This is a genomic window from Phycisphaerae bacterium, from assembly GCA_017999985.1.
Taxonomy (GTDB): domain Bacteria; phylum Planctomycetota; class Phycisphaerae; order UBA1845; family Fen-1342; genus JAGNKU01.
This window is the reverse complement of record JAGNKU010000005.1, coordinates 25,325-47,448: the sequence shown is the minus strand read 5'-3', so window position 1 is coordinate 47,448 and position 22,124 is coordinate 25,325. Positions and strand designations below refer to the sequence as shown.

The 22,124-nt window shown below is 67.7% G+C and carries 20 protein-coding genes; 9 read left to right on the top strand and 11 right to left on the bottom strand.

Translation table 11 applies throughout. The features are described 5' to 3' along the window. Positions 1-293: 293 nt before the first annotated feature. Both KA383_08180 and KA383_08175 read left to right on the top strand, forming a co-directional pair. Positions 294-1,331 (top strand): prepilin-type N-terminal cleavage/methylation domain-containing protein, encoded by a 1,038-nt coding sequence (locus KA383_08180; protein ID MBP7746098.1) that lies wholly within the window; start codon positions 294-296, stop codon positions 1,329-1,331. Between the two features lie 10 nt (positions 1,332-1,341). Beyond that, positions 1,342-1,752: a hypothetical protein gene (locus KA383_08175; protein MBP7746097.1), complete on the top strand. Its 411-nt coding sequence runs from the start codon at positions 1,342-1,344 to the stop codon at positions 1,750-1,752. Positions 1,753-1,780: 28 nt separating this feature from the next. Here the strand turns inward: KA383_08175 and KA383_08170 are convergent, their stop codons facing one another. The 8 genes from KA383_08170 to KA383_08135 form a co-directional block, all read right to left on the bottom strand. Further along, on the bottom strand, positions 1,781-2,293 hold the full coding sequence (locus KA383_08170; protein MBP7746096.1) for a four helix bundle protein: 513 nt from the start codon (positions 2,291-2,293) through the stop codon (positions 1,781-1,783). A gap of 34 nt (positions 2,294-2,327) precedes the next feature. Next, positions 2,328-2,780, bottom strand: a complete 453-nt coding sequence (locus tag KA383_08165; GenBank protein MBP7746095.1) for a hypothetical protein — start codon at positions 2,778-2,780, stop codon at positions 2,328-2,330. An 82-nt stretch (positions 2,781-2,862) separates the two neighbouring features. Continuing rightward, positions 2,863-4,311, bottom strand: a complete 1,449-nt coding sequence (locus KA383_08160; GenBank protein ID MBP7746094.1) for a menaquinone biosynthesis decarboxylase — start codon at positions 4,309-4,311, stop codon at positions 2,863-2,865. A 64-nt stretch (positions 4,312-4,375) separates the two neighbouring features. After that, positions 4,376-4,579: a hypothetical protein gene (locus KA383_08155; GenBank protein ID MBP7746093.1), complete on the bottom strand. Its 204-nt coding sequence runs from the start codon at positions 4,577-4,579 to the stop codon at positions 4,376-4,378. Between the two features lie 118 nt (positions 4,580-4,697). After that, positions 4,698-5,105: a hypothetical protein gene (locus KA383_08150; protein MBP7746092.1), complete on the bottom strand. Its 408-nt coding sequence runs from the start codon at positions 5,103-5,105 to the stop codon at positions 4,698-4,700. Positions 5,106-5,131: 26 nt separating this feature from the next. Next, positions 5,132-5,635: an NYN domain-containing protein gene (locus tag KA383_08145; GenBank protein ID MBP7746091.1), complete on the bottom strand. Its 504-nt coding sequence runs from the start codon at positions 5,633-5,635 to the stop codon at positions 5,132-5,134. A 141-nt stretch (positions 5,636-5,776) separates the two neighbouring features. Then, positions 5,777-6,436 carry a TrkA family potassium uptake protein gene (locus KA383_08140; GenBank protein MBP7746090.1) on the bottom strand — a complete coding sequence of 220 codons (660 nt, stop codon included), beginning with the start codon at positions 6,434-6,436 and terminating at the stop codon, positions 5,777-5,779. A 10-nt stretch (positions 6,437-6,446) separates the two neighbouring features. After that, positions 6,447-7,814 (bottom strand): ATPase, encoded by a 1,368-nt coding sequence (locus KA383_08135; GenBank protein ID MBP7746089.1) that lies wholly within the window; start codon positions 7,812-7,814, stop codon positions 6,447-6,449. A gap of 249 nt (positions 7,815-8,063) precedes the next feature. Between KA383_08135 and KA383_08130 the strand changes: the two genes are divergently transcribed. Beyond that, positions 8,064-8,867, top strand: coding sequence for a hypothetical protein (locus KA383_08130; protein MBP7746088.1), 804 nt, complete (start codon positions 8,064-8,066; stop codon positions 8,865-8,867). A 172-nt stretch (positions 8,868-9,039) separates the two neighbouring features. On the opposite strand, the gene KA383_08125 is transcribed toward KA383_08130, so the two are convergent. Both KA383_08125 and galE read right to left on the bottom strand, forming a co-directional pair. After that, entirely contained in the window at positions 9,040-9,351 is a 312-nt protein-coding gene (locus KA383_08125; protein MBP7746087.1) for a hypothetical protein, read from the bottom strand. A gap of 409 nt (positions 9,352-9,760) precedes the next feature. Continuing rightward, positions 9,761-10,747 carry a UDP-glucose 4-epimerase GalE gene (gene galE, locus KA383_08120; GenBank protein MBP7746086.1) on the bottom strand — a complete coding sequence of 329 codons (987 nt, stop codon included), beginning with the start codon at positions 10,745-10,747 and terminating at the stop codon, positions 9,761-9,763. A gap of 265 nt (positions 10,748-11,012) precedes the next feature. Between galE and mutS the strand changes: the two genes are divergently transcribed. The 5 genes from mutS to neuC are packed head-to-tail and all read left to right on the top strand — an operon-like array spanning position 11,013 to position 17,917. After that, complete coding sequence (gene mutS, locus KA383_08115; protein MBP7746085.1) at positions 11,013-13,616, top strand: DNA mismatch repair protein MutS; 2,604 nt, start codon at positions 11,013-11,015, stop codon at positions 13,614-13,616. Beyond that, a complete protein-coding gene (locus KA383_08110; GenBank protein MBP7746084.1) occupies positions 13,613-14,947 on the top strand; it encodes a hypothetical protein in 1,335 nt (444 codons plus the stop codon). The genes mutS and KA383_08110 overlap by 4 nt, the downstream gene beginning before the upstream one ends. 53 nt (positions 14,948-15,000) lie before the next feature. After that, positions 15,001-15,666 carry an acylneuraminate cytidylyltransferase family protein gene (locus KA383_08105; GenBank protein MBP7746083.1) on the top strand — a complete coding sequence of 222 codons (666 nt, stop codon included), beginning with the start codon at positions 15,001-15,003 and terminating at the stop codon, positions 15,664-15,666. Continuing rightward, positions 15,663-16,766 carry an N-acetylneuraminate synthase family protein gene (locus KA383_08100; GenBank protein ID MBP7746082.1) on the top strand — a complete coding sequence of 368 codons (1,104 nt, stop codon included), beginning with the start codon at positions 15,663-15,665 and terminating at the stop codon, positions 16,764-16,766. Before KA383_08105 ends, KA383_08100 begins: the two co-directional genes overlap by 4 nt. Beyond that, positions 16,763-17,917, top strand: a complete 1,155-nt coding sequence (neuC, locus tag KA383_08095; protein MBP7746081.1) for a UDP-N-acetylglucosamine 2-epimerase (hydrolyzing) — start codon at positions 16,763-16,765, stop codon at positions 17,915-17,917. The genes KA383_08100 and neuC overlap by 4 nt, the downstream gene beginning before the upstream one ends. Positions 17,918-17,923: 6 nt before the next feature. Here the strand turns inward: neuC and KA383_08090 are convergent, their stop codons facing one another. Next, complete coding sequence (locus KA383_08090) at positions 17,924-19,891, bottom strand: CocE/NonD family hydrolase (protein MBP7746080.1); 1,968 nt, start codon at positions 19,889-19,891, stop codon at positions 17,924-17,926. Positions 19,892-20,003: 112 nt separating this feature from the next. Between KA383_08090 and KA383_08085 the strand changes: the two genes are divergently transcribed. Further along, positions 20,004-22,112: a hypothetical protein gene (locus KA383_08085; GenBank protein MBP7746079.1), complete on the top strand. Its 2,109-nt coding sequence runs from the start codon at positions 20,004-20,006 to the stop codon at positions 22,110-22,112. Positions 22,113-22,124: the final 12 nt, after the last annotated feature.

Sequence of the window (22,124 nt, the reverse complement as noted above, 5' to 3'; positions counted from 1 at the left end):
CGCGGCGTCGCTGTTGGGGGTCGCAGCGGGCGATCCGCCCGCGGCCGGTTTGCGCTGCGCCGTGGCCGTCGCGGCGGCGCGCCGCGTTCACCTCTGGGCGGCGGTGGTGCCGATATAAATAGCCGTAACACTGGCAGCGCCCGCGTCTTGTGCTACAATTTGCTCGGACGCTGTGCAGGCTGGGCAGCTGCGATTCCGCCGGTCGACCGCACGGCGGGAGAGAAGCCAAACAGGCTGGCGGGCACCGCCGAGCCGCGGGTCGCGGCGTGCGGTCATGCACGGGAGCGATCAACATGGACGGACAGGCACGTGTTCGCCGGGCGCGCGGGGGATTTACGCTGATCGAGCTCCTGGTGGTGGTGGCGATCATCGCGATGCTGATCTCGATCCTGTTGCCGGCGCTGGGGAGCGCGCGGGAGCAGGGGAAGAAGGCGAAGTGCGGGGCCAATCTGCACTCGATCGGACAGGCGGTGGCCAACTGCTGGGCGCAGTACAACGACTTTGGTCCGAGTTGGGATGATGGCGGCGCGAATCCCAGTCCGGGCACGGAATGGTACCTGTTCTCGTGGGCGGACACGCTTTTCGACCTCGGGTTCCTGGGCAACCCCGATGCTCAAATCTGTCCGAGCGACCAGCAGCCTGACGAGGTCGTGAAGCTGCGGACCACGACCGGCGGCTGGAACTATAAGTTCGTCCGCCGGTTTGGCGCCGGGGAAACGCCCAAAGGTGGCATCCGCAACAGCTACACGTTGAACGCGGTGCTGCACTACAACTTCCGCGAGGATGTGTGGAAGAGCTCATCCAACCAGGTCTACGCGGCGGATGGCTGGTGGACGTGGTTTTCGTCGATCAACGCAGCCTGGCTCATGGCACCCAAGGTCCTGAACGGTGTGCCGCCCGTCAGCTTCCCGGCCGAGGGGGCCACTTCGATCGGCTGGCGGCACGGGCGCGACCGCGCGGCCCAGTTCGTGTACCGCGATGGTCACGTGTCCGGCTTCACTCCCAAGTCCTCACCGATCTCCGACCCGACCACGCTGTACTGGAACACGTTCGACACGACGCGGACGTTTGCGTGGTTGCCCGGCGAAAGCCCGGTCCGCGGACGCTATGACAAGTATGACTTCCGCGATAACCAGTCGACGATCGAGGCCTACCGGGGGCGGGTGCCGCGGTATCAGCAAATCAGGGCCGCCGGCCTGACGGGCGCAAAGAAACTCGCCGAGCTGGACAACTTCCACCCGTTTGCCTACCCGGAAGAGCTGAACGCCGCCTGGCGCACGCTGAACAAAGCCTGGCACAATCTCCCCAGTGATCAGGCCGGGCGTAAATAAGGATATCGCCGTGCAAACGAGACAGGCTGTGCTGGGAGCCGTGGGCGTGGTGGCCCTTGGGATTGCCGGCTACATGGTGTTCGGCCGCGGATCGCAAACCGTGTCGATCGGCGACCGCTTCACCGAGCATGGAATCTGTCTGTCCTGCAAGGGCGAGGCGCAGGTTTCCTACCCGCGCGAGGAGGCCGCCCCCCACCGCTGTCCAAGCTGTCAACAGCAGGCCTTCTATCCGTGGTACTACTGCTTCACCTGCAAGAAGCGCTTCGTGCCGCCGCTCGAGCAGCGCGAAGCGGGTGGGCCACTCCGCCTGCCGCTGGGCGTCACCTGCCCGAAGTGCCGCGGCACGGACGTATCACCTTATCTCGCGAATCAGCCCGGCTTTGAGTCCACCGGCGACCTGCCGCTGCCGAAATGGCCTTAGCCGCCCGGATCTCTGCCCGCACCGTTTCTCACGCTGAAGGACGCATCTCGCCGCCGCCACCCGGCGGTGCCGCGCCGCGCAGTGCATCGAGTTGGTGCCAGAAGACGGCGGCGCGCCGGCGGGCCTGGTAATCCGCCCGCGTGGCGTCGGTCAGCCGGCGCTGGCCCGGAATGTCGGAGTTCTGGAGGGAGTCGGCCCACGCGCGGACCTGGCGCGCGATGGACTCCGCCAAAGATTTCAAATCTGAGATATCAGATTTGAGATGATCGAAGTAGGGCAGGCGCTCGCACAGGAGAAGCATTGACCGTACCTCGCCCGCCGAACCGCGGGCGTAGTATAAGAACGTCAGCAGCTCCTGCGTCGTGCCGCGTTCGAAGCCTTCAGCGATGTTGTTGCTGATGGACACCGCGGCGCGCTGCAACTGGTCGCGCAGGTCGCCCTGGCCGCCGAAGCTCCGGTCATCGACCAGACGGAACACACGCCGCCCCAACTCGATCGCGGCTTGCCAGACCGGCAGTTGCTCGAAGCGTTCGTATTTCATTGGCCATACCCCGTGCTCTGTGAACTGATCCGTTTTACACAGCTGGATGCCCCGTGAACGCGGTCCCGCACTCCGGACAGCGGCCGGACATGTTGCCCGTGAGGTCGTAACCGCATTTTCGACAAACCCCGACGCGATGCAATCGTCGCGCGCGCCACGCACGCCGGCCCAGGATGATGGCCGCTGGCACGCCCAGTGCAAGAAAGGGGAACAGGCTCGTCACGCGGAGTTCGGTGATCCGGTTGCTCGACGATTCGTGCCGGGAATACGCGACCAGTTTTTCGAGCGCTCGTTCGTCCGGAAATAGGTTGTCGATTCCTCCGCCGACGTCGAACAAGTGGTCCCATCGCCGCAACGTGACCGCGCCGCGGTAGAAGTGGATCGACCAAGCTGTATAGTCCACCTCGCCGTCGCCGATTTTGCCCGGCCACGTCTCCGGCCAGAAGCTCACTTCGAATTCGATTGTCCCAAAGTAGATGCTAAGCAACCCCAACAACCCGGATGCGACCCCGAGCACAAGCGCCGTTACCAGGACGGCGTTCCAGACCGCGCGCCTCAGATATCGTCCCCTACAGCCCATACTCCCCCCACCGCCGGGTGATGAGGTCGCTGATCTCGCGCGGGATTTCCAGCTCCGCCGGCCACTGCCGCACCTGACCTTCGCCCGCGAGCTTGCGCGTCGCGTCGATGCCCAGCTTGCTGCCCGCGCCGCAGACCGGCGTCGCGTGATCGAGGATGTCCAGCGGGCCGTGCGTGAACTCGAGGTCGCGCTGCGGATCGACGTTGCTGCACAGGTGGAAGAGCACGTCGTCCTGGTTGTGGATGTCCACGTGTTCATCCACGACGACGATGATCTTCGTCAGCGACATCTGCCCCGCGCCCCAGATCGCATGCATCACCCGCCGGGCCTGGTACGGATACTCCTTGCGAATTTTCACGAACGCGCAGTTGTGGAAGCAGCCGAACATCGGCAGGTCATAATCGATCACGTCCGGCACGATCATCTGCAACAGCGGCAGGAAGATCCGCTCCGTCGCCTTGCCCAGCCAGTAATCCTCCTGCGGCGGTTTGCCGACGATCGTCGCCGGGTACAGCGGCGCACGCCGGTGCGTGATTGCGGTTACGTGGAAACGCGGGTACATGTCGGCGAGCGAGTAGAAGCCCGTGTGATCGCCGAAGGGTCCTTCGCGGATCAGCTCTTCGCGCGGGTCGATGTAGCCCTCGATGACGAACTCCGCCGTCGTGGGGACTTCGATTTCGGGCTGCGTGACACACGGCACCAGTTCCAGCGCCTGGCCCTGCAGGAAGCCGGCAAACAGACATTCGTCGACGCCCGGCGGCAGCGGGCAGGTCGCCGCGTAGGGCAGGATGGCCGGCCCGCCAAGCACGATCGCGAGCGGCATGCGCTGCCCACTCTGCTGGTGCCGTCGGAAATGGCGGGCGCCGTCATGGTGTACGTGCCAGTGCATGGCGGCCAGCCGCGGCTCGAAGAGCTGCACGCGATACATGCCGACGTTGCGGTCGCCGGTCTCGGGGTGCTTCGTGAACACGCTGCCGAGGGTGATGTAGCGTCCGCCGTCTTCCGGCCAGCACTTCAGGGCGGGCAGGCTGAACAGGTCGGCGTCGGCGATGTGGACGATTTCCTGGCAGATGCCGCGCTTGGCGATCTTTGGCGGCAGGCTGCCGAGCTGGGCGAGCTCGGGGAGCTTCTTGAGCTTCTGCAGCAGCGTCGTCGGGATTTCCGGCTTGATGAGCGTCTTCACGCGGGTGGCGATTTCATCGAAGCTCTCGCAGCCGAGGGCCAGGCACATCCGCTCGCGCGTGCCGAACGTGTTGATCAGGAGTGGGAAGGTAGAGCCTTTGACGCGTTCGAACAGCAGGGCCGGCCCGCCGGCCTTCGTGACACGGTCGGCGATGGCCGTAATCTCGAGGATGGGATCCACTTCGGCGCGGATGCGCTTGAGCCAGCCGCGCTGCTCGAGCTCGGCGACGAAGGATTGCAGGTCGGCAGCGGGCACAGGTGTCTCCTGACAAGCGGGTTGCGTGTCGGGAGTATAGCTGTATTCGTGGGTCTCGCCGACTTCAGCGGGTGCGGCGCCTGGTCGTCTTGGCCTTGGATTGGCCGCCGCGGCGCCGCCATTCGCAGGGGGCGTTCTTGTGGACGAGGGCGCGGAGCTGGCGGCACCAGACGCCGGACATGGTGCGGCAGATGCCGGCGGTCTCGGCGGGCGGGAATTCGGCGTGGGGGCAGATGAAGTCGCAGAAGTCGGGCACCGGGTTGGCCATCCGCGCAGCTCCTGTACCGGGTGGGCGGTACGGATTGTAGTGCCGGCCGGCGCAACAAAGAAGCCGGCCCGCTGACGGGCGGGCCGGCTCCGTGGACTGGTTCAGTCGCCGCGCGGACTCAACTGACCATGCGCGGCAAGAGGGCGTCGGAGTGGTCGAGCACGACACCGACGTCCAGGTAGTCCTCGTGTTCGCCGAGGAGCAGTTGCGTCCGCACCACGGTGGCCCAGCGACTGCCGACCAGTCCGAGAGAAGTCTGCGACGGTGCCCCGGGAAGATGGGAGCGCAACTCGTACCGTTGGCCCTCGGCCACGCCGTAGCCGAGCGGCACGCGCAGGCGCATCCCGTTTTTCGAGACTTCGATACACCGACAGCGCAGTACCGTGGAGCCGTGGTGATCGATCATCCACAAGTCGCACAGCACGGGCCGGCGGGTTTCAAAGCGCCGCTCGGCCGCGACGCGCGAGCCCAGGCTGGTGGCGGTGGAATCGAAGGTTTGCGTCGGAGGCACCTCATGCGTCGTCATGACCGCATCTCCTTCGCCGCACGGGCTCAACTGCCCGTGCCGGGCGAATCATCGAGCCCAAACTCGCGAAGCCACTGGCGCGTGGCTTCGGGGCTCAGTCCCGCCTCCTTCTCCTCCGGTTCCTGACCGGTCGGGACCGGGCGCGCGAGATCGCGCTGCACGTGTATCCAAAAGTCTTCCGAGCGGATGGGCCGGGCCCGCCGGCGTTTGGCCGCTCGGATAATGGCCCTGTCGGAGGAAACCACCAGGAGGCGTCGGGCAGCCGAATCGGTTGCGAGGATGCATGCCACCACGGCATCCGCCGTTTGCCCGGTCCCGCTGTAGCTCACGTCGATTGCGCGGTGGGCAACCTGACTGGCGAAGGCGGGAGGCGGCGCCGGGCCGTCAAAGACGATGTGCACGCGCTCGTGGCGCCGCTCGGCCCATTGCCCGAGTGCGTCACACAACATCGAGCGGCCAAGCAAGAGGTCGGACGTACCCACGGCGCGGGCGGCGTACAGGAGGTTGTTACCGTCGATGACGACTGGCACCTCCGGTCTCCTTTCCTAAGTTTACCGCACGGAGCGTTAATTTGCAAAAAGTTAGCGATTTTGGCGCTGTCGCGCGCCCCCCGGCCGCTCCCAGGCAGTGCGGACGCGGTTTCGGAGCCGTTGCCGCGTGCCCTGCCGGGCTCAGTCGTAGTTCGCGAACCGCACCAGGTCGAGCTCGCGGCCCAGCACCATGAGGATCTCGCCCTGGCGAATCACCTTGTCGGCTGGCAGCAGGAACCGGAAGTGGGGATCCTCAGGGTTCTTGACGGCCAGGATCAGGATGTCGAACTTGGAGCGCAAGTCTAGCGCCGCCAGCGACCGCCCGTGCGTCTTGGGCGGGGCGTCGATCTCCATGATGCGGTAGTCTTCCGCCAGGGGGAACATGTCGCGGATGTCCGGGTTGGCGACGCGCCGGGCGGTGCGCACCGCGGAGTCGCGCTCCGGAAACACGGTCTCGGTGGCGCCGACCGCGAGCAGGATCTGTGCGTGGTCGTCGTTGGCGGCCGTCGAGCGGATGCACTTCACGCCGATCCGCTTGAGGTTCAGCGTGCAGAGAATGCTGGGTTCGAGGTCCTTGGCGCCGAGGCAGATCACGGCTTCGTCGATCGAGGGCGTGACCACGCTGGCGAGCGTCTGGTAGTTGCGCGCGTCGCCGATCAGGGCGCGGTGCACATCGTCGCGAATCTCGGCGACGCGCTCCTCGTCGCTGTCGATCGCGAGGATCTCGCAGCCCATCTTGACCAGCGCGCGGGCGAGATGGGTGCCAAACTGCCCCAGCCCGATGACGCACACCTGTTTCATCGCGACACTCCTAGCCGATCATGACCCGTTCGGACGGGTAGTCATACAGCGGGCGGGGCGTAGAGATGACCGCCAGCGCCAGCGTCAGCGGTCCGACCCGGCCCACGAACATTGTCGCGATAATCCACAGCTTGCCTACGGCTGTGAAGGTGCCGGAGAGCGAGACCGCCGCACCGGCGTTCGCCGACAACCCGACCGTGCCAAACGCCGAGATCTGCTCGAAGATCAATTGTTCCAGCCGCGGCCCGCCGGCGTGGATCTCGGCGGTGGCGAGCAGGAAGACGCCCGCCAGATTCCACAGCGTGGCGATCGAGATGACCAGCGCGGCGCGGCGCACCACATCATGCGGCACCCGCCGCTCGCCGATCGTGACCTCGCTGCGGCCGCTCAGCCGGGCCCGCACGCGTGCCGCCCAGACCGTGGCGGTCGTGGTCTTGATCCCGCCGGCGCACGAGCCGGGCGAGCCGCCGATGAACATCAGCGCGATCAGGATCAACAGTGACGGCACGGGCAGCGCGCCGATATCAAGGGAGTTGAAGCCGGCGGTGCGTGCCGTTACGGATTGAAACAGCGCGTGGGTGAGGCGGGCGCCCCACGTGTTCTCACCCGCGGTCAGGCCCGTGAGCATGAGCAACAGCGCCCCCCCGAAGATGAGCACCGCGCTGGCCTTCAGGACCACGCGCGAGTGGAGACTCCACACGACCGGGCCCTCGCGCCGCCGGCGCACGGCGCGCACCGTGCGGGCGAACAGCTCCATGAGCACCGTGTAGCCCAGCCCGCCCGCGACGATCAGGCCCATGATGGTCCAGAGCGCCAGGTGCGACTCGCGCAAGGCGACGGCGTTACTGCTGTACACGGAGAAGCCCGCGTTGCAGAAGGCCGAAATCGCGTGAAACACCGCCTCGAACCAGCCGCCGTGCTCCGGCGGGAGGTCCCGCAGTGCGGCGTGGAGCAGCAGCGCCCCGCTGGTTTCGAGCAGCAGGGTCAGCAGGAAGATGTGGCGCAGCGCCTGTCGCAGGTTGATGCGGGCCTCCCCGTCGAACAGCGCCCGGTGCCAGGCGGCCTGCGACGAGAATGAAATCCGCAGGCGGAAGAGCTGGGCCGCGAGCGCCGCGAACGTCATGATGCCCAGGCCGCCGAGCTGACACAGCACCAGGATCGTGCCTTGCCCGAACCGCGAATAGCGCGTCGCGGTGTCCACCGTGATCAGCCCCGTGATACACGCCGCCGACGTGGACGTGAAGAACGCGTCGAGCACGGAGACGCGCTCGCCGGCGTGGGCGACGGGCAGACTGAGCAGGAGCGTGCCGGCCGCGATGAGACCGCCGAACGTCCCGGCCAGCAGGGTTTCCGGTCGAAATAGTACCGCCTTCAGCAACGCTGCGGTTCCAGGACCGGCCGCCCGGGCCCCGCGGCCGGCTCGCACCGCGCCTGCCTGCCGCGCACCCTGCCGGCGACCGTCAGGTCGGATAGCATACCCGCCTCCGGGGGTCTTCGCAGCCCGGGGGCTCGCGCGGCGTCGGTTGCGGGAGCAGCCGCCACGCAGTAAGGTAGCGGGCTCGTGGCTGGCCGGCGGCGCGGGTCGCCCGGGGCCGCGAAGGCCCTAAGTTGCGCAGGGGATAGTGCGATGATGCGACGCGTAACGCTCTGGTTCATCGGTGTGTTCTGTGCGGCGTCCGCCGTGGCTCAGCCGCCGCCTATGCCGCCCACTCCAGTCGCCCCGCGGCCGGCGCCGGGTCGTCCGGCGGAGCCGACCGGTCCACAGGGTGAGCAGAAGCTGCGCTGGGTTTGCCGTCAGTTGCGGCTCGATGATCAGCAAATGCAGCAGGCGGAGGCGTTGATTGCCACTTATCACGCCGAGCTGGCCGACCTGCAGCAGAACGCGGCCGACCTGCTCCAGCGGATTCAGGACAAGGCCGCCGAGGTCAAAGCGGCCCAGACGGCCGGCGACGTCGAGCTGACGCACAGGCTGCAGGAGGAACTGCGGAACATGGCCCCGCTGGTCCAGGCGGAGAATCACTTTTTCGAACAGCTCACGCCGGTGCTGAATGATGAGCAGAAGGGCCGTCTGGGTGCCGTTCGCAAGCGCGCGGAGACGGCCGGAGATGTATCTCTGCGGCCGGTGCATGTGCTGCGGGCCGCACGCAAGCTGGGGTTGACGCCGGAACAAAACGTTAAGTTGGAAGCGTTGCTCGCCGAGTACCGTTCCGCTGCGGCTGCGGCCCGGTCGGAAAAGCCGGAAGCGGCGGAGGAGCGCGTCGAGCAATTCGTCAAGAATGTCCGGGCGATTCTAACGCCTGAACAGAGTGGGCGTTACGACAAGGCGATTGGTGCGCTGCGCGATGACCCCCCGGTGGCACAGGCGTTTCAGCCGCCTGTGGCGACCACGCAGCCGGCCCCTGAGCCGACACCCGCACCCGGGCTGCCCTGATCGGCGGACGATTTCTCGCCGCGGATGATCTGCGCGGCATAAGGAGAAGGGCCCGCTGCGGTTCACCGTGAACCGCAGGCGGGCCCTTTCCACTGGCTCCCTATCGTGAGCCGTCGGTGGGGGTCGCTCCCCAAGGGTACCGGCGCGACCCCGCACCGCGGCTTGTGTTGCGCTACGTAACGACGTGCCGCTTCTTGAAGGCCTGCCAGGCCGGGCACTGGTCCGGATCGGAGCAGCACACGTCCCGAATGTGCTCGAAGTAGACTTCGGGCGTCTCGCCAATGTCCCGCCGCAGCGGGCACTTCAGCGCGATGCGCGGCCGGGTCGTCGACTGTCCGGTCAACAGCGACCGGATATAAACCTGGTTCCGGCCCGCCGTACACTTCATGGTACGGTTCAGATGCCGTTCGAGCAGGGACAGATTGCCTGTCAGCTCTTCTGGCGTCAGATCGGGACCAAAGGCTTCATCGACTCGTCTAATCATGGACCGGCGTAATGGCCAACTCATGGGTCTACCTCACGCACTTACAACGCATTTCGTATCACACTGACCGAAGCTGTGTCGCGGGGCAGAACGTCGAGGAACCGGGCGGGCAAGGGTGGGCACGGAGAGGGAGGAGGAGAGGAGGCGCAATGCCCGCCCGGTCCGACGTTACTGCCAATCCGGCGCACCAGCTCCGGTGGCAGGTCAGCAACAGACCGCGTTCATGGGCTCGTTGGAATGTCGGCGTTGGGAGGCGAGGATGAGTGGGACGATCAGAATATCGAGCTAAAAGAGATTAAGAGTGCGATCGATGTATAACTTGCCTCAACACAACCGCCACTAAAGTATATCGACTTCGTCTAGTAGTATATCCGCACCACGTGTCCAGTTCATCCAGAAAAAATCACGATTAACTTCGAAATCCGCGCGGATGGGCGCGGTGCCAGTTCCAGGCCGTGGCGATGATCTCGGTCACGCTCCGATAATGTGGCTGCCAGCCGAACCGCACCCGGATTCGGCTCGCATCCGCGTACAGTACGGCAGGATCCCCCGGCCGCCGGTCGGCCCTGACTACGGGGATCGCGTGCCCGGTCACCGTGCGACAGGCGGCGACGATCTCCAGCACACTGTGTCCGGAACCGGTCCCGAGATTGAATGCCTCGGCCAGCCCCGGCGTGCAGCCTTCGACTGCCGCGAGGTGGGCGGACGCAAGATCCTCGACGTGAACGTAGTCCCGGATGCAGGTTCCGTCCGGGGTCGGGTAGTCGGCGCCAAAGACTTTGATGTGCGCCCGCTGATTAAGGGCGACCTGCAGCACCAGCGGGATCAGGTGAATCTCCGGGTCGTGGTCTTCGCCGAGCGCACCGTCGGTCGCGGCGCCAGCGGCGTTGAAGTACCGCAGGGCAACCGAGCCCAAGCCCCAGGCGGTCGCGGAGTGCGCGAGCATCCACTCGACTGCCAGCTTGGTGCACCCGTAGGGGTTGATGGGGCGTTTGGGCTGGTCCTCGGTGATGGGTAGCTGGTCGGGCTCGCCGTAGACGGCACAAGTGCTGCTGAACACGAACCGCCGGACGCCGTGGGCCTGCAGGGCCTGCAGCAGATTGAGGGTGTTGACCACGTTGTTGTGCCAGTAGGTCAGTGGGACCTGGACGGATTCACCGACGTTGAGCAGTGCGGCGAAGTGCATGGCGGCGTCGAAGCGACCGCCCTCGATGGCGCCATCGAGCAGCGCGGTATCGCCGAGGTCGCCCTCGATGAAAGTGGCCTCTGGCGCGACGGCCTGGCGGTGGCCAGCGAGGAGGCTGTCATACACGGTTACATCGTGGCCGGCGGCCACCAGTCGTCGGACGCAGTGACTGCCCACATACCCCGCACCGCCGGCGACAAAGATCTTCATGGTCGGCTGCCTTCGCTTCGGAACAGGATCGCAACACGCCTATGTTCGCTGCCGGTTTCGCCGCGTCAACAGGGGTTTTGCACTGGTGGCGGCAAGACGGGAGCCTGATCCTGCCCGAGGCAAAGCGGGAGCTTTGCACTCCCGCGCCGGGCGGGGGCTTTCGCGGACACTGGGGGTCGGCTAGATTCCGATTGTGGCCTCGAAAGCGTCGACACCGCAGCGGCCGACGACGCAGCCGCCGGACGGGGCGCGGCTGACGCCCGCGATGCGTCAATACTGGGAGCAGAAGCAGCAGGCCCCCGACGCGATCCTGCTATTTCGCATGGGGGACTTCTACGAGATGTTCTACGACGACGCGGAGCTGGGAGCCCGCATCCTGGGCATCACGCTCACCAGCCGCGACGGGGGCAAGACGCCGCTCGCGGGCATCCCGCACCATGCCCTGGAGGGCTATCTCGCGAAGCTGGTCACCGCCGGCTACAAGGTCGCCATCAGCGAGCAGATCGAGGACCCCAGCCAGGCCCGGGGTGTCGTTGACCGGGCGGTCGTTCGGATTGTCACGCCGGGGACACTGACCGAGGACGGGCTGCTCGAGCAGGCCCGCAGCAACGTCCTGGCGGCGATCATGCCGCAGGGTGGCGAGGCTGGCCTGGCCGTGCTGGAACTCTCCAGCGGCCGATTCGACGTGCAAACCTGCCCCGGTCGGCGCGACGCCGGCGGCCATGGCGCCTGGCAGGGGCTGCTCGACGAGCTGGCCCGCATCGATCCGGCGGAAATCCTGCTGCCCGAGCCGGAGGGGGTCGGGCGACACCCGCTGGAAGCCGAACTGCGGGCGCGGCTGGAGGTGGCGATCACGTACCGCAGTCTGGCGGACTTCACGCCGCCGCGGGCCGCGCAACTCTTGCGCGAGCATTTCGAGCTGGGTGCGTTGGAGGGGCTCGGGTTCGAAACGGTCGATGTGGCGCTGCAGGCCGCCGGTGGGTTGCTTGCGTACGTGCGTGAGACGCAGAAAGCGGCGGCGCTGCACCTGCGGCCGCCGCGGCGTGTGCAGAGCGCAGACTACATGGTGCTGGACCCGGTGACGCTACGGTCGCTGGAGATCGAGCGGACGCTGCGGACGGGGGCGCGCGAGGGGACGCTGCTGGCAGCGGTGGACCGGACGAGCAATCCGATGGGCGCGCGGTTGCTGCGCAGATGGCTGTGTTACCCGCTGCGGGATGTGGTGGAGATTCGCCAGCGGCAAAACCTGGTTGGGGCGCTGCGCGACGCGGCGGCGGTGCGTGGCGCGGTCCGGAAGGAGCTGCGCGCGGTTGGTGACATCGAGCGCATGGTGGGCCGGTTGGGCGTGCAGCGGACGACGCCGCGCGATCTGCGCGGATTGGGCGATGGGCTGGGGCGGTTGCGCGAGCTGCGGGCGGCGCTGGCGGGGCTGCGGTCGGACGAGTGCGACGTGCTGGCGGAGGCGCTGGGTGGGTTGGACGAAGTTGCGGATCAGCTTTGCGCGGCCTTGCAGCCGGATGCGCCGCTGACCATGCGCGAGGGCGGGATTTTCGCGGCGGGGTTCGATGCAGAGCTGGATCGGCTGCGCACATTGACCCAGGACGGGGAGCGCTGGCTGGCGGAGTACCAGGCGCGCGAGACGGCGCGGACGGGCATTCCGTCGCTGAAGGTCGCGTACAACAAGGTGTTTGGCTTCTACATCGAGGTGACGAACACGCACCGCGCGCGAGTGCCGGCGGATTACGTCCGCAAGCAGACGGTGAAGAACGCGGAGCGATACATCACCGACGAGTTGAAGCGCTACGAGTCGGAGGCGCTGTCGGCCGAGTCCCGGGCGCATGAGCTCGAGTACGAGCTGTTCATCGCGCTGCGTGACGGGCTGGCGCCGCACATCCCAGCCATGCAGCGGGCGGCGGCGGCGGTGGCGCGGCTCGACGTGCTCGCGGGGTGGGCGGAACTGGCGGCGGTGCGGCACGGCTGCCGCCCCGAGTTCGTGGATGAGCCGGTGCTGGAGATTCGCGCTGGGCGTCACCCGGTGCTGGAGCAGGTGCTGGGTGCGGGCTTTGTGGCGAACGACACGGAGTTGTGCGCGGGCGGGCGCTCGCTGGCGCTGATCACCGGCCCGAACATGGCGGGCAAGAGCACGTACATTCGGCAGGTCGCGCTGCTGACGCTGCTGGCACACTGCGGCTGCTGGGTGCCGGCGGAATCGCTGCGGCTGGGCGTGGTGGACCGCATCTTCACGCGCGTCGGGGCGAGCGACGAGCTGGCGCGCGGGCAGTCGACGTTCATGGTCGAGATGTTGGAGACGGCGAACATCCTGCACAACGCGTCGGCGCGGAGTCTGGTGATCCTGGACGAGATCGGGCGCGGCACGAGCACGTTCGACGGCGTCGCGCTGGCGTGGGCAATCACCGAGCACCTGGCGACGCGCAGCGGCTGCCGGACGCTGTTTGCGACGCACTATCACGAGCTGACCGAATTGGGCGAGCTGCTCGAGCCGGTGTTCAACCTGAACGTCGCGGTGCGCGAGTACGAGGACCAGGTGGTTTTCCTGCACCGGATCGTGACCGGGGCGGCGGGGCGCAGCTACGGGCTGCACGTGGCCAAACTGGCGGGCGTGCCGCGCGCGGTGCTGGAGCGGGCAAACGCCGTGCTGAACGAACTGGAAAAGACGTTCTCGCGGGAGTCGCAGCGACCGGTGTTGGCGGCGGTGCAGCGCCGGCGGATGCGGCAATTGCGGCTGTTCGAGGAGCCGGAAGAGACGATCGTGCGGCAATTGCGCGAGATGGAAGGCGGAGCCTGTGAGCCGGGCGCGGCGTTGGAGCAGATTCGGCAGTGGCGCAAGCTGTTGGGGCTGGAGGCATGAGCTTCCTGCGACGGCCGGGAGTCTGGTTTCCGCTGGCGATCGCGGTGCTGACGGCACTGGGTAGCGAGCCGCTGCGCGACGATCGTTGCGTGCACTTGTCGGAGCGCGACCGGGGTTCGTATGGGCTGCGCCCCGTCTGGCAGGCGCGATTCGATGCGCTGAGCGCGGTCTGCGGCGCGGGGTTGCTGACGTACAGCATCGAAGACGATTACACGCCAGCGGGTCGCTGGGTGTTGACGGGGCTGGGGCTGGCCGGCGCGCTGCTGTACCTGGCCGCGGCGCGGCAGGCGGCGGCGCCGCTGTGGGCGGCGAGCGGTACGGTGTTGCCGCGGCTGCGCGTGATCGTAGCTGTGTTTCTGGGGTTGCAGGTTGCCTGCGTGGTGCTGGCTGCGCTGGTCGGGAGGATCGCGGGCGGAGGTGGCGACGTAGCGGATGCGGCGCAGAACGCGATCGCAGCGTTCGCGTCGCTGGGGTGGTCGCATGGGCGGCATGGCTGGGGCTTTGCGGTCGTAGCGTTTGTGGGTGCGTTGGGCTGGCCGGTGTGGCTTGCGGTCGGCCGGCGTGAGCTGCGGTCCAGGGCGCTTGTGGCGACGATCTGCGGCTACGTTGTGTTGCTGCTGATTTGTGCGGGCCTGGTCGCGGCACTGGAACAGCCGCGCGGGCGCACACGCGCGCAGCTAACCGGAGCTACGCGGCTGGCGGATCAGCCGGCTGGGACGCGCTTCACGCGCGCCCTGACGCAAGTCGTCACGGCGTCGGGCGCCGGCATGCAGACCGAGCCGCTCGCGGATCGCGCGGTCAGCGAAGGCACCAAGGTTGTCCTCGCGGGCGTCGTGCTGATCGGCGGGCTCGGCGGTTCGGCGGGCGGTGGGCTGAAGTGGCCGCTGTTCATCACACTTTTTACGCCACTGACGGCGCTCGTCGGGCGCGGCAAGGGGTCCGCGCCGGGTGAAGCGGCGCGAAAGCTGTTCTATTGCGGGAGCGCGCTCGGAGGTGCGTTCCTGGGGCTCGCCGTGCTTATCGCGCTTGGCGCGCTCCTGATCGAGGTGCACATCGGCTCACCGCACCAGTCACCGCCGTCGTTCGCCGACGCGCTGGTCGATGCAAGTTCGAGCGTCGCGGGCGCTGGCTTGACGACGGGCGTGCTGGCGTCGTTAACGGGTGCGAACCTCTCCAGAGGAATCCGACAAGGTGTCGATTTATATCAGTACGGCATGGCTTGGTTCATGCTGGCGCTGTTTATCGGACGAATTGTGCCGGTGGTCGTGCTGGGTCGATTGGCGGGTGTCCGCTTCGCCGAGGGCCCGGCTCCCCGGCCGACGCTGATCTGACGGGTCGCGGCGGCGTGGGACTCCCGACCGCTGGTGCGGCTGGGAGAGATCGAATGTCGGTCGTCGCCCTCATTCCCGCGCGAGCGGGCTCGAAGCGGTTGCCGGGCAAGAATCTCATCTCGTTCGCGGGGCGGCCGTTGATCGCGCACACGTGCGTCGCCGCGCTCGAGAGTCAGGTGCTCGCCGCCGTGTACGTGAACACCGATGATCCGCGCATCGCGGCCGTCGCCGGCGAGCATGGCGTCGAGTGTCCCGTGCTGCGGCCGAAGCATCTGGCCGCGGATGATACGCCGACGCGGGATTCCAACCTGTATCTGCTGGACTGCTTGGCACGCCGCGGGGAGTGCTACGATGCGGTGATGGTGTTGCAGCCGACGTCGCCGCTGCGGACGGCAGGGGACATTCGGGCCGCGTACGACCTGTTCGAGGACCACGCGCCGTGCAGCGTGGTCGCGGTGTCGCCGCTGGTGCGGGAATCGTGGGCGGGGCGGATCGGGCGCGACGGGCAGTTCGAGCGCTGCTGCGGCGAGGGGACGATGTATCGGCTCAACGGTGCAATCTACATCTACCGTTGGGAGGACTACGTCGAGGATCGTTGCCCGCGGAAGGTGGTCGCGTATCCGATGCCGGCGGCGCGCGGCATCGATGTGGACACGATTGAAGATCTGGAATACGCGCAGTTCGTGTTGGAACACATGCCGCAGGTCGCGCTCGCATGACGAGATTCGCCGCGCCTGGTGGGTACGCAAATACGCCGGTCACGGGCCGGGGGGTGGGGGCCGTGAACATTGGCGGCCGGCTCGTGGGTGAAGGGCAGCGCGTACTGATCATTGCGGAGGCGGGGGTCAACCATGACGGCAATGTGGATCGCGCGCGCCGGATGATTGACGTGGCGGTCGACGCGGGCGCGGACATGGTGAAGTTCCAGATGTTCCGGGCGGCGGAGCTGGTGACGGCGACGGCGGACGCGGCGAGCTACCAGAAGGCGGCGGGAGCCTCATCGCAGCGGGAGATGCTGGCGCGGCTGGAGCTGTCGGATGCGGATTTCGCGAGCCTGGCGGCGCATTGCCGAAGCCGTGGAATCGCGTTTCTGGCGACGCCGTTCAGTCCGCCGGACGTGGCGCGGCTGGTGCGGCTGGGCGTGCCGGCGATCAAGCTGGCCTCGACGGACCTGAACAACCCGTGGCTGGTGCGGCCGGCGAGTGACACGGGCCTGCCGCTGATTGTCTCGACGGGGGCGGCGACGGCGGATGAGATCGCAACGGCGGTGGAGCGGCTGAAGGCCTGGGGTGCGGGCGCGCGGCTGATCCTGCTGCATTGCATCAGCGGCTACCCGGCGCCGCTGGCAGAGGCGAACCTGCGGGCACTTGCGACGCTGCGGCAGGTTGGCGGCGTGCCGTGCGGATTCAGCGATCACACGGAATCGACGGCGATTGCCGGCTGGGCGGTGGCGGCGGGCGCGTGCGTACTGGAGAAGCACTTCACGCTGGATCGCGGGTCCGCGGGTCCGGACCATGCCATGTCGCTCGAGCCGCGGCAGTTGCGGGAGTACGTGGCGGCGGCGCGGGATGCGGAAACGGCGCTGGGCAACGGCGTGCTGGGCATGTCAGCGGTCGAGGCTGATGTGCGGGCGGTGGCTCGCAAGAGCGTCGTGGCGGCCGTGGCGATTCCGGCGGGGACGAAGGTGACCGAAGTGATGCTGACGGTGAAACGTCCGGGCGGTGGTATCGCGCCGGACCAATTGGAACTGGTGGTGGGGCGGCACGCGGTGGTCAACATCGCACCGGATACGGTTCTGACGTGGGACCACGTGCAATGAGGGGCGGGCGGGGCCGGCGTGTGCGGCGGATCGCGGTGGTCACCGGCACGCGCGCGGAATATGGCCTGTTGAAATCGACGATGCAGGCGATTGCGGCGGACCCGCGGTTGAAGCTGCAGGTCGTGGTGACGGGAATGCACCTGCTGCGGAAGTTTGGGCACACGGTTGATGAAATCGTGCGCGACGGGTGGCGGATCGACGCGCGGGTGGCAATGCAGTCGGGCTCGGATGCGCCGCTGGATCAGGCCACGGGTCTGGCGCGGGGCGTCGCGGGCCTGGCGCGGTTCTTCAGGGCGGCGCGGACGGACATCGTGGTGGTGCTCGGCGATCGGATCGAGGCGCTGGCGGGGGCGCTGGCGGCCGTTACAACCGGGCGACTCGTGGCGCATATTCACGGTGGCGACGTCGCGTCTGGCGATTTCGACGATGCGCTGCGGCATGCCATCACGAAGCTGGCACATGTGCACCTGGCGGCGACGCGTGATGCGGCCCGGCGGATCGTGCGGATGGGCGAGGACCCGCGGTCAGTACACGTCGTGGGGGCGCCGGGGCTGGATCGGCTGCGCGAGCTGGTGGCCGAACGCCGGCGGCCGCGCGCCTCGGGTGCAGCCGGGCAAGCGCTGGTCATTTATCACGCGTGGGGCCGGCCAGCGGCAGTCGAGGCGCGGACGATGGACGCGCTGCTGCGGGCCGTTGCGGAGCGCGGGTTGCGGCGGCTTATCCTGTATCCGAACAGCGACCGTGGTCATCGCGGCGTGCTGCAGGCGCTCGCGCGGCACGCGCGGCGGCATGCGCGGGATGTGGAGGTCGTGCGCTCGCTGCCGCGGGACGCATATCTGCGCGCGCTGCTCGCCGCGGACGTGCTGGTGGGCAATTCGTCGAGCGGGATCATCGAGGCGCCGCTGGCGGGTACGCCGTCGGTGAACGTGGGGCAGCGGCAGGCCGGGCGGCAGGTGGGCGGCCGCTCGGTTGTGCAGGTGGGGGAGACGTACGCCGCGGTGCGCGCGGGGCTGGCGGCGGCGCTGCGGTTGCGGACGCATGCCGGGGGGCGCACGGTGTACGGTGACGGACGGGCGGGTGCGCGCATTGCGCGCATCCTGGCGCGTGTGCCGATCGGCCCAGGGGCAGCGCGGAAGTTGATCTGCTATTGAGGCCGATCATTCGGCCGGCAGCACGCCAAGTTGCAGGTGCGTGGGGTAATCGGACGCCCGGTACACGCGGTGTGTGGCCTGGATGAAATCGGCCTCGTCGGCCTCGAAGATGTTGTCGACGTATGTCTGGGGGTTGCGGTCGACCATGGGGAACCATGTGCTCTGCACCTGCACCATGATGCAGTGTCCGCGTTGGAAGGTGTGCAGGACGTCCTGAAGGTCAAACGCGACGTGGGCGGGTTCATCGGGCACGAAGGGCTCGGGGTGCGCGTAGCTGTTGCGGAACCGGCCGCGGAAGACCTCGCTGCGCACGTGCATCTGGTAGCCGCCCGGGTGTGGACCGGGGACCGTGTTATCGTTGTCCGGCGCGTCGCTCGGCAGCACGTCGATGAGCTTCACGATCCAGTCCGCGTCGGTGCCGGAAATGGAGACCCACAGGTCCGCGCGGATCGGGCCGGCGACGGTCACTTCCGCCGTCAGCGGCGGCGTGCGATAGACGAGCACGTCCGGTCGCCGCGCGGCGAAGCGCTGGTCGTCCGTCATGTACTCCTGCGGCACGTCGGGGTCGGTCCGCTCACAGAACGGCACGGGCGCGGCTGGATCGCTGACGTATTCATCGCAGACTCGTCCGGACGCCGACGGCGCACTCCACGCCAGACCCCCGTCGGCGACGAAGTAGAGCGGCCGGGAGATCACGTTCGCCGGGGGCCATTGGGTGAATGTGCGCCAGCGGTTGGCGCCGGTTTCGAAGACATACGCCTCGGGGAGCTGTAGTTCGCCCTGGTCCTTGAGGTAGTGGTTGAAGAAGGGCAGCTCGATCTGCGCGCGGTAGAACTCCGCGGTGGGGGCCCCGAAATGGATGTTGCCGAGCTGGTCGCCCGCGGAGTAGGTCCAGCCGCCGTGGGCCCACGGGCCCATGACGAGCACGTTGAAGATGCCCGGGTTCTGTTTTTCGATGGCGCGATAGATCTGCAGCGGGCCGTAGAGGTCCTCGGCGTCGAACCAGCCGCCGACGGTCATGACGGCCGGCGCGACGTGGCGCAAGTGCGGGAGGATGTTGCGGCGCTGCCAGAACTCGTCGTAGTTCGGGTGAGTGCAGAGGTCGTTCCAGAAGGCGATTTCGCGCTTGAAATAGCGGGCGTTGACATTTTTCAGCGGGCCGAGGTCGAGAAAGAACCGGTATCCGTCCGGCGTGGGGTGGTTGAATTCCGGCGGCCACTCGGTGGTTGGCTGGGGCCGCGGCTGGCCGAACGAGGCGAAGAAGTTGAATGCATCGGGCAGGAAGAACGCGCCGTGGTGGTGGAAGTCGTCGAAGAACCAGTCGGCGATGGGGGCCTGTGGTGAGACGGCCTTCAGGGCCGGATGCGCGTCGATCATTCCCGCCGCCGCGCAGAAACCGGGGTACGAGACGCCCCACTGTCCGGCGCGGCCGTTGTGGTTGGGGATGTTGTGGAGCAGCCATTCGATGGTGTCATAGGTGTCGGTGCTCTCGTCGATGTCCAGTGGGCCGGACTTGCGGTCAAGGTGCGGAGTCATGTTGACGAATTCGCCCTCGGACATGAACCGGCCGCGCACGTCCTGGTAGACGAAGATGTAGCCGGCGGGCGGGAAGAGGCTGCTGGGGCCGAGTTCTTCGGGGTAGGCCGCTTCGCCGTAGGGGGCGATGCAGTACGGCGTGCGCATGAGCAGGAAGGGGTAGCGCCGTGACGTGTCCTTCGGTGCGTAGACGGCGGTGAAGAGGTGCACGCCGTCGCGCATGGGAATGCGGTATTCGTGCTTGGTGTAATTCTGCCGAATGTACTGCGGCGGATTGACATCGGCGGCGGGTGCCTCTTGTGCTGACGGGGCCGGCGGAGCCGGCGCGGCGGGCGGGGGCGGCTGGGGTGGTGCCGTGGCACACGCGGTGAGGAAGAGCAGGCTTGGCAGAAGCGCGGACGCGCGCGGGTGCCGCGGTGGACAACGCCGTGGGAACATCGTGCTGGGCTCCGGTGCGGCGCAGCGCCGCGGGGGGTAACTTACCGCGCCGCCGGGGTTGGCGACATGCGACCGGTTCACAGGAGCGGGGCGCGGCCGGTATAGTGCGGGGATGCCACTGCGACTGTCGCACAACATGGCCGCGCTGTGTCTGGCGCTGGCGCCGGTGATTGCGCTGACCGGGTGCGTCACCTCCGGCCGGGAGCCGTATGACCCGGTGGCGGCGGGGGAGTTGCCGCGCTACATCTTCTTCAACAAATCGCCGACCGCGGGGGGGCCGCGCGCGTGGCGGCAAGCGCGGCCGGAGAGCTTCACCGCGGAGTCGTGTCGCGAGATCATCGAGGCGGTTGGCACGCCGGGGGACGCGCGCCTGCGGATCGGCGTGCACTTCGTGTTCTCGATTCTCGAGGATGATCCGGCGACGCTCGCCGCGGCGCTGCGGAACCTGCTGAGCGCGGCGCAGGCGGCGGACGTGCCGGTGCTGATCACGCTGGACGGGCAGAACTGGTGGGAGTCGCGCGCGGACTTGTGGAACTGGTGGGACCCAGGCCGATCCGGGTACGACCCACGCAATCGTGAGAATGTCGAGTGGACCGGGTGGGGACCGGAGCACGCGGTGAAAATCGGCTGGCGCAACTGGGGCCGGCAGATCCGCGTGGCGCCGGCGCCGAACATCGCGTCGCCGCGTTTTCTCGCCGAGCACTGGCGGCGCTACGACGTGCTGATTCCGATCATCGTCGCGTGGTACCGCGCGCTGCCGCCGGAGCGCAAGTACCTGTTCGGCGGCTTGAAGGTGGGCTGGGAAGCGTCGATCAACGTCAACGCGTACTACTACCCCGACGGGAATCGCATCCTCGAACAGTGGCCGGACGACGAGTCGCGTGATCCTCAGGGGCACGACCCGGCGAAAGGGTGGACATTCGGTGTTGCGCCGCTCGGCTACGCGGCGGCGTGCACGGCGGGCCTCAAGCGCGGCGGAGCGTTGACCCGCGACGATGTGGAGCGCCTCACGCAGCAGTACCTGCTGCGCTGCAGCGCGGAGGCGCAGCGGCGCGGTGTGCCGCGACATCTGCTCTTCACGCATCAGGGCGGCACCTACGCGCCTTGGGAGCAGCACTTGTCGTTCAAGCCGGCGATTAACGACTATTCGATCCCCGGCTGGAGCTTCTACAGTCATGATCCGCCGGACTGTGGTTCGCTGCCGGCGGATCTGCGCGCCGCCGGGCGGCGGCAGTGGGCGGCGTGCGAATGGTGGCGCGGGGCGGCGGACGAGGCCGGGTGGCGGGTCAGTTTTGAGCGCACGCTGGGATTCGCGCAATGCCGCTTCGTGGCGGTCTACAACTGGGAGTCGTTTCGCGAAATCCCGGCGGCGCTGGCCGCGGTGCGCGGGCTGGTCGCGCCGACGCCGCAGCCAGCACCGGCGTCACAGCCGACACCGGCGGCGCAGCCGGCGTTGGCGGCAGAACGGTTCCGGCTCAGCCCGCTGGGTGAGGTGTTCGTGCCCGCGGAAATGCCGGCGGACAAGGAGCACGTGGACTTGGTCGTGCATTTTCACGGAGGTGCGGCCACGGCCGAACGCGAATTCGCCGCCGCGGGAATGCAGGCAGTGCTCGTCACGGTCAGCATCCCGGGACTCTCCAGCGCGTATGAGCGGCCATTTTCGGATCCCGCGCTCTTCGGTGCGATTCTGGAAAAGACGTTGGCGGAGCTGCGGCAGCGTGGACGCGTTCCGGCGACCGCCGAGTGGGGCCGGGTCTGCGTGTCGTCGTTCAGCGCCGGCTTCGGGGCGGTGCGGGCGATCCTGAAAGTGCCGACGTACTTCGCGCGGATCGATGCGTTGTATCTCGCGGACACGCTGTACGCTGGCTACGTCGCAGCGGACGGGCAGCGGCGCGTTGATCCGGAGGACGTGCGGGATTTCTGCCGGTATGCGCAGGAGGCCGCGGCGGGGCGCAAGTTGCTGCTGGTGACGCACTCGTACGTCGAGCCGGGCCGGTATGCGGGCACGCACGAGACGGCGGACGCGCTGATTGCCTGCGCGGGTGCGCAGCGGCGGGCGGTCGATGAGCCTGGCCCGGCGGGGATGCACGTGATTTCGCGTGTTGAGCAGGGCGGCTTTCAGGTGTGGGGGTGTGCCGGCCAGACGGGCGAGGCCCACCTGGCGCACGTGCGGAACATGCGCTACTGGTACGAGCGGTTGCCGGTGACGCGGCGGCCGTAGTCTCCGATTGGG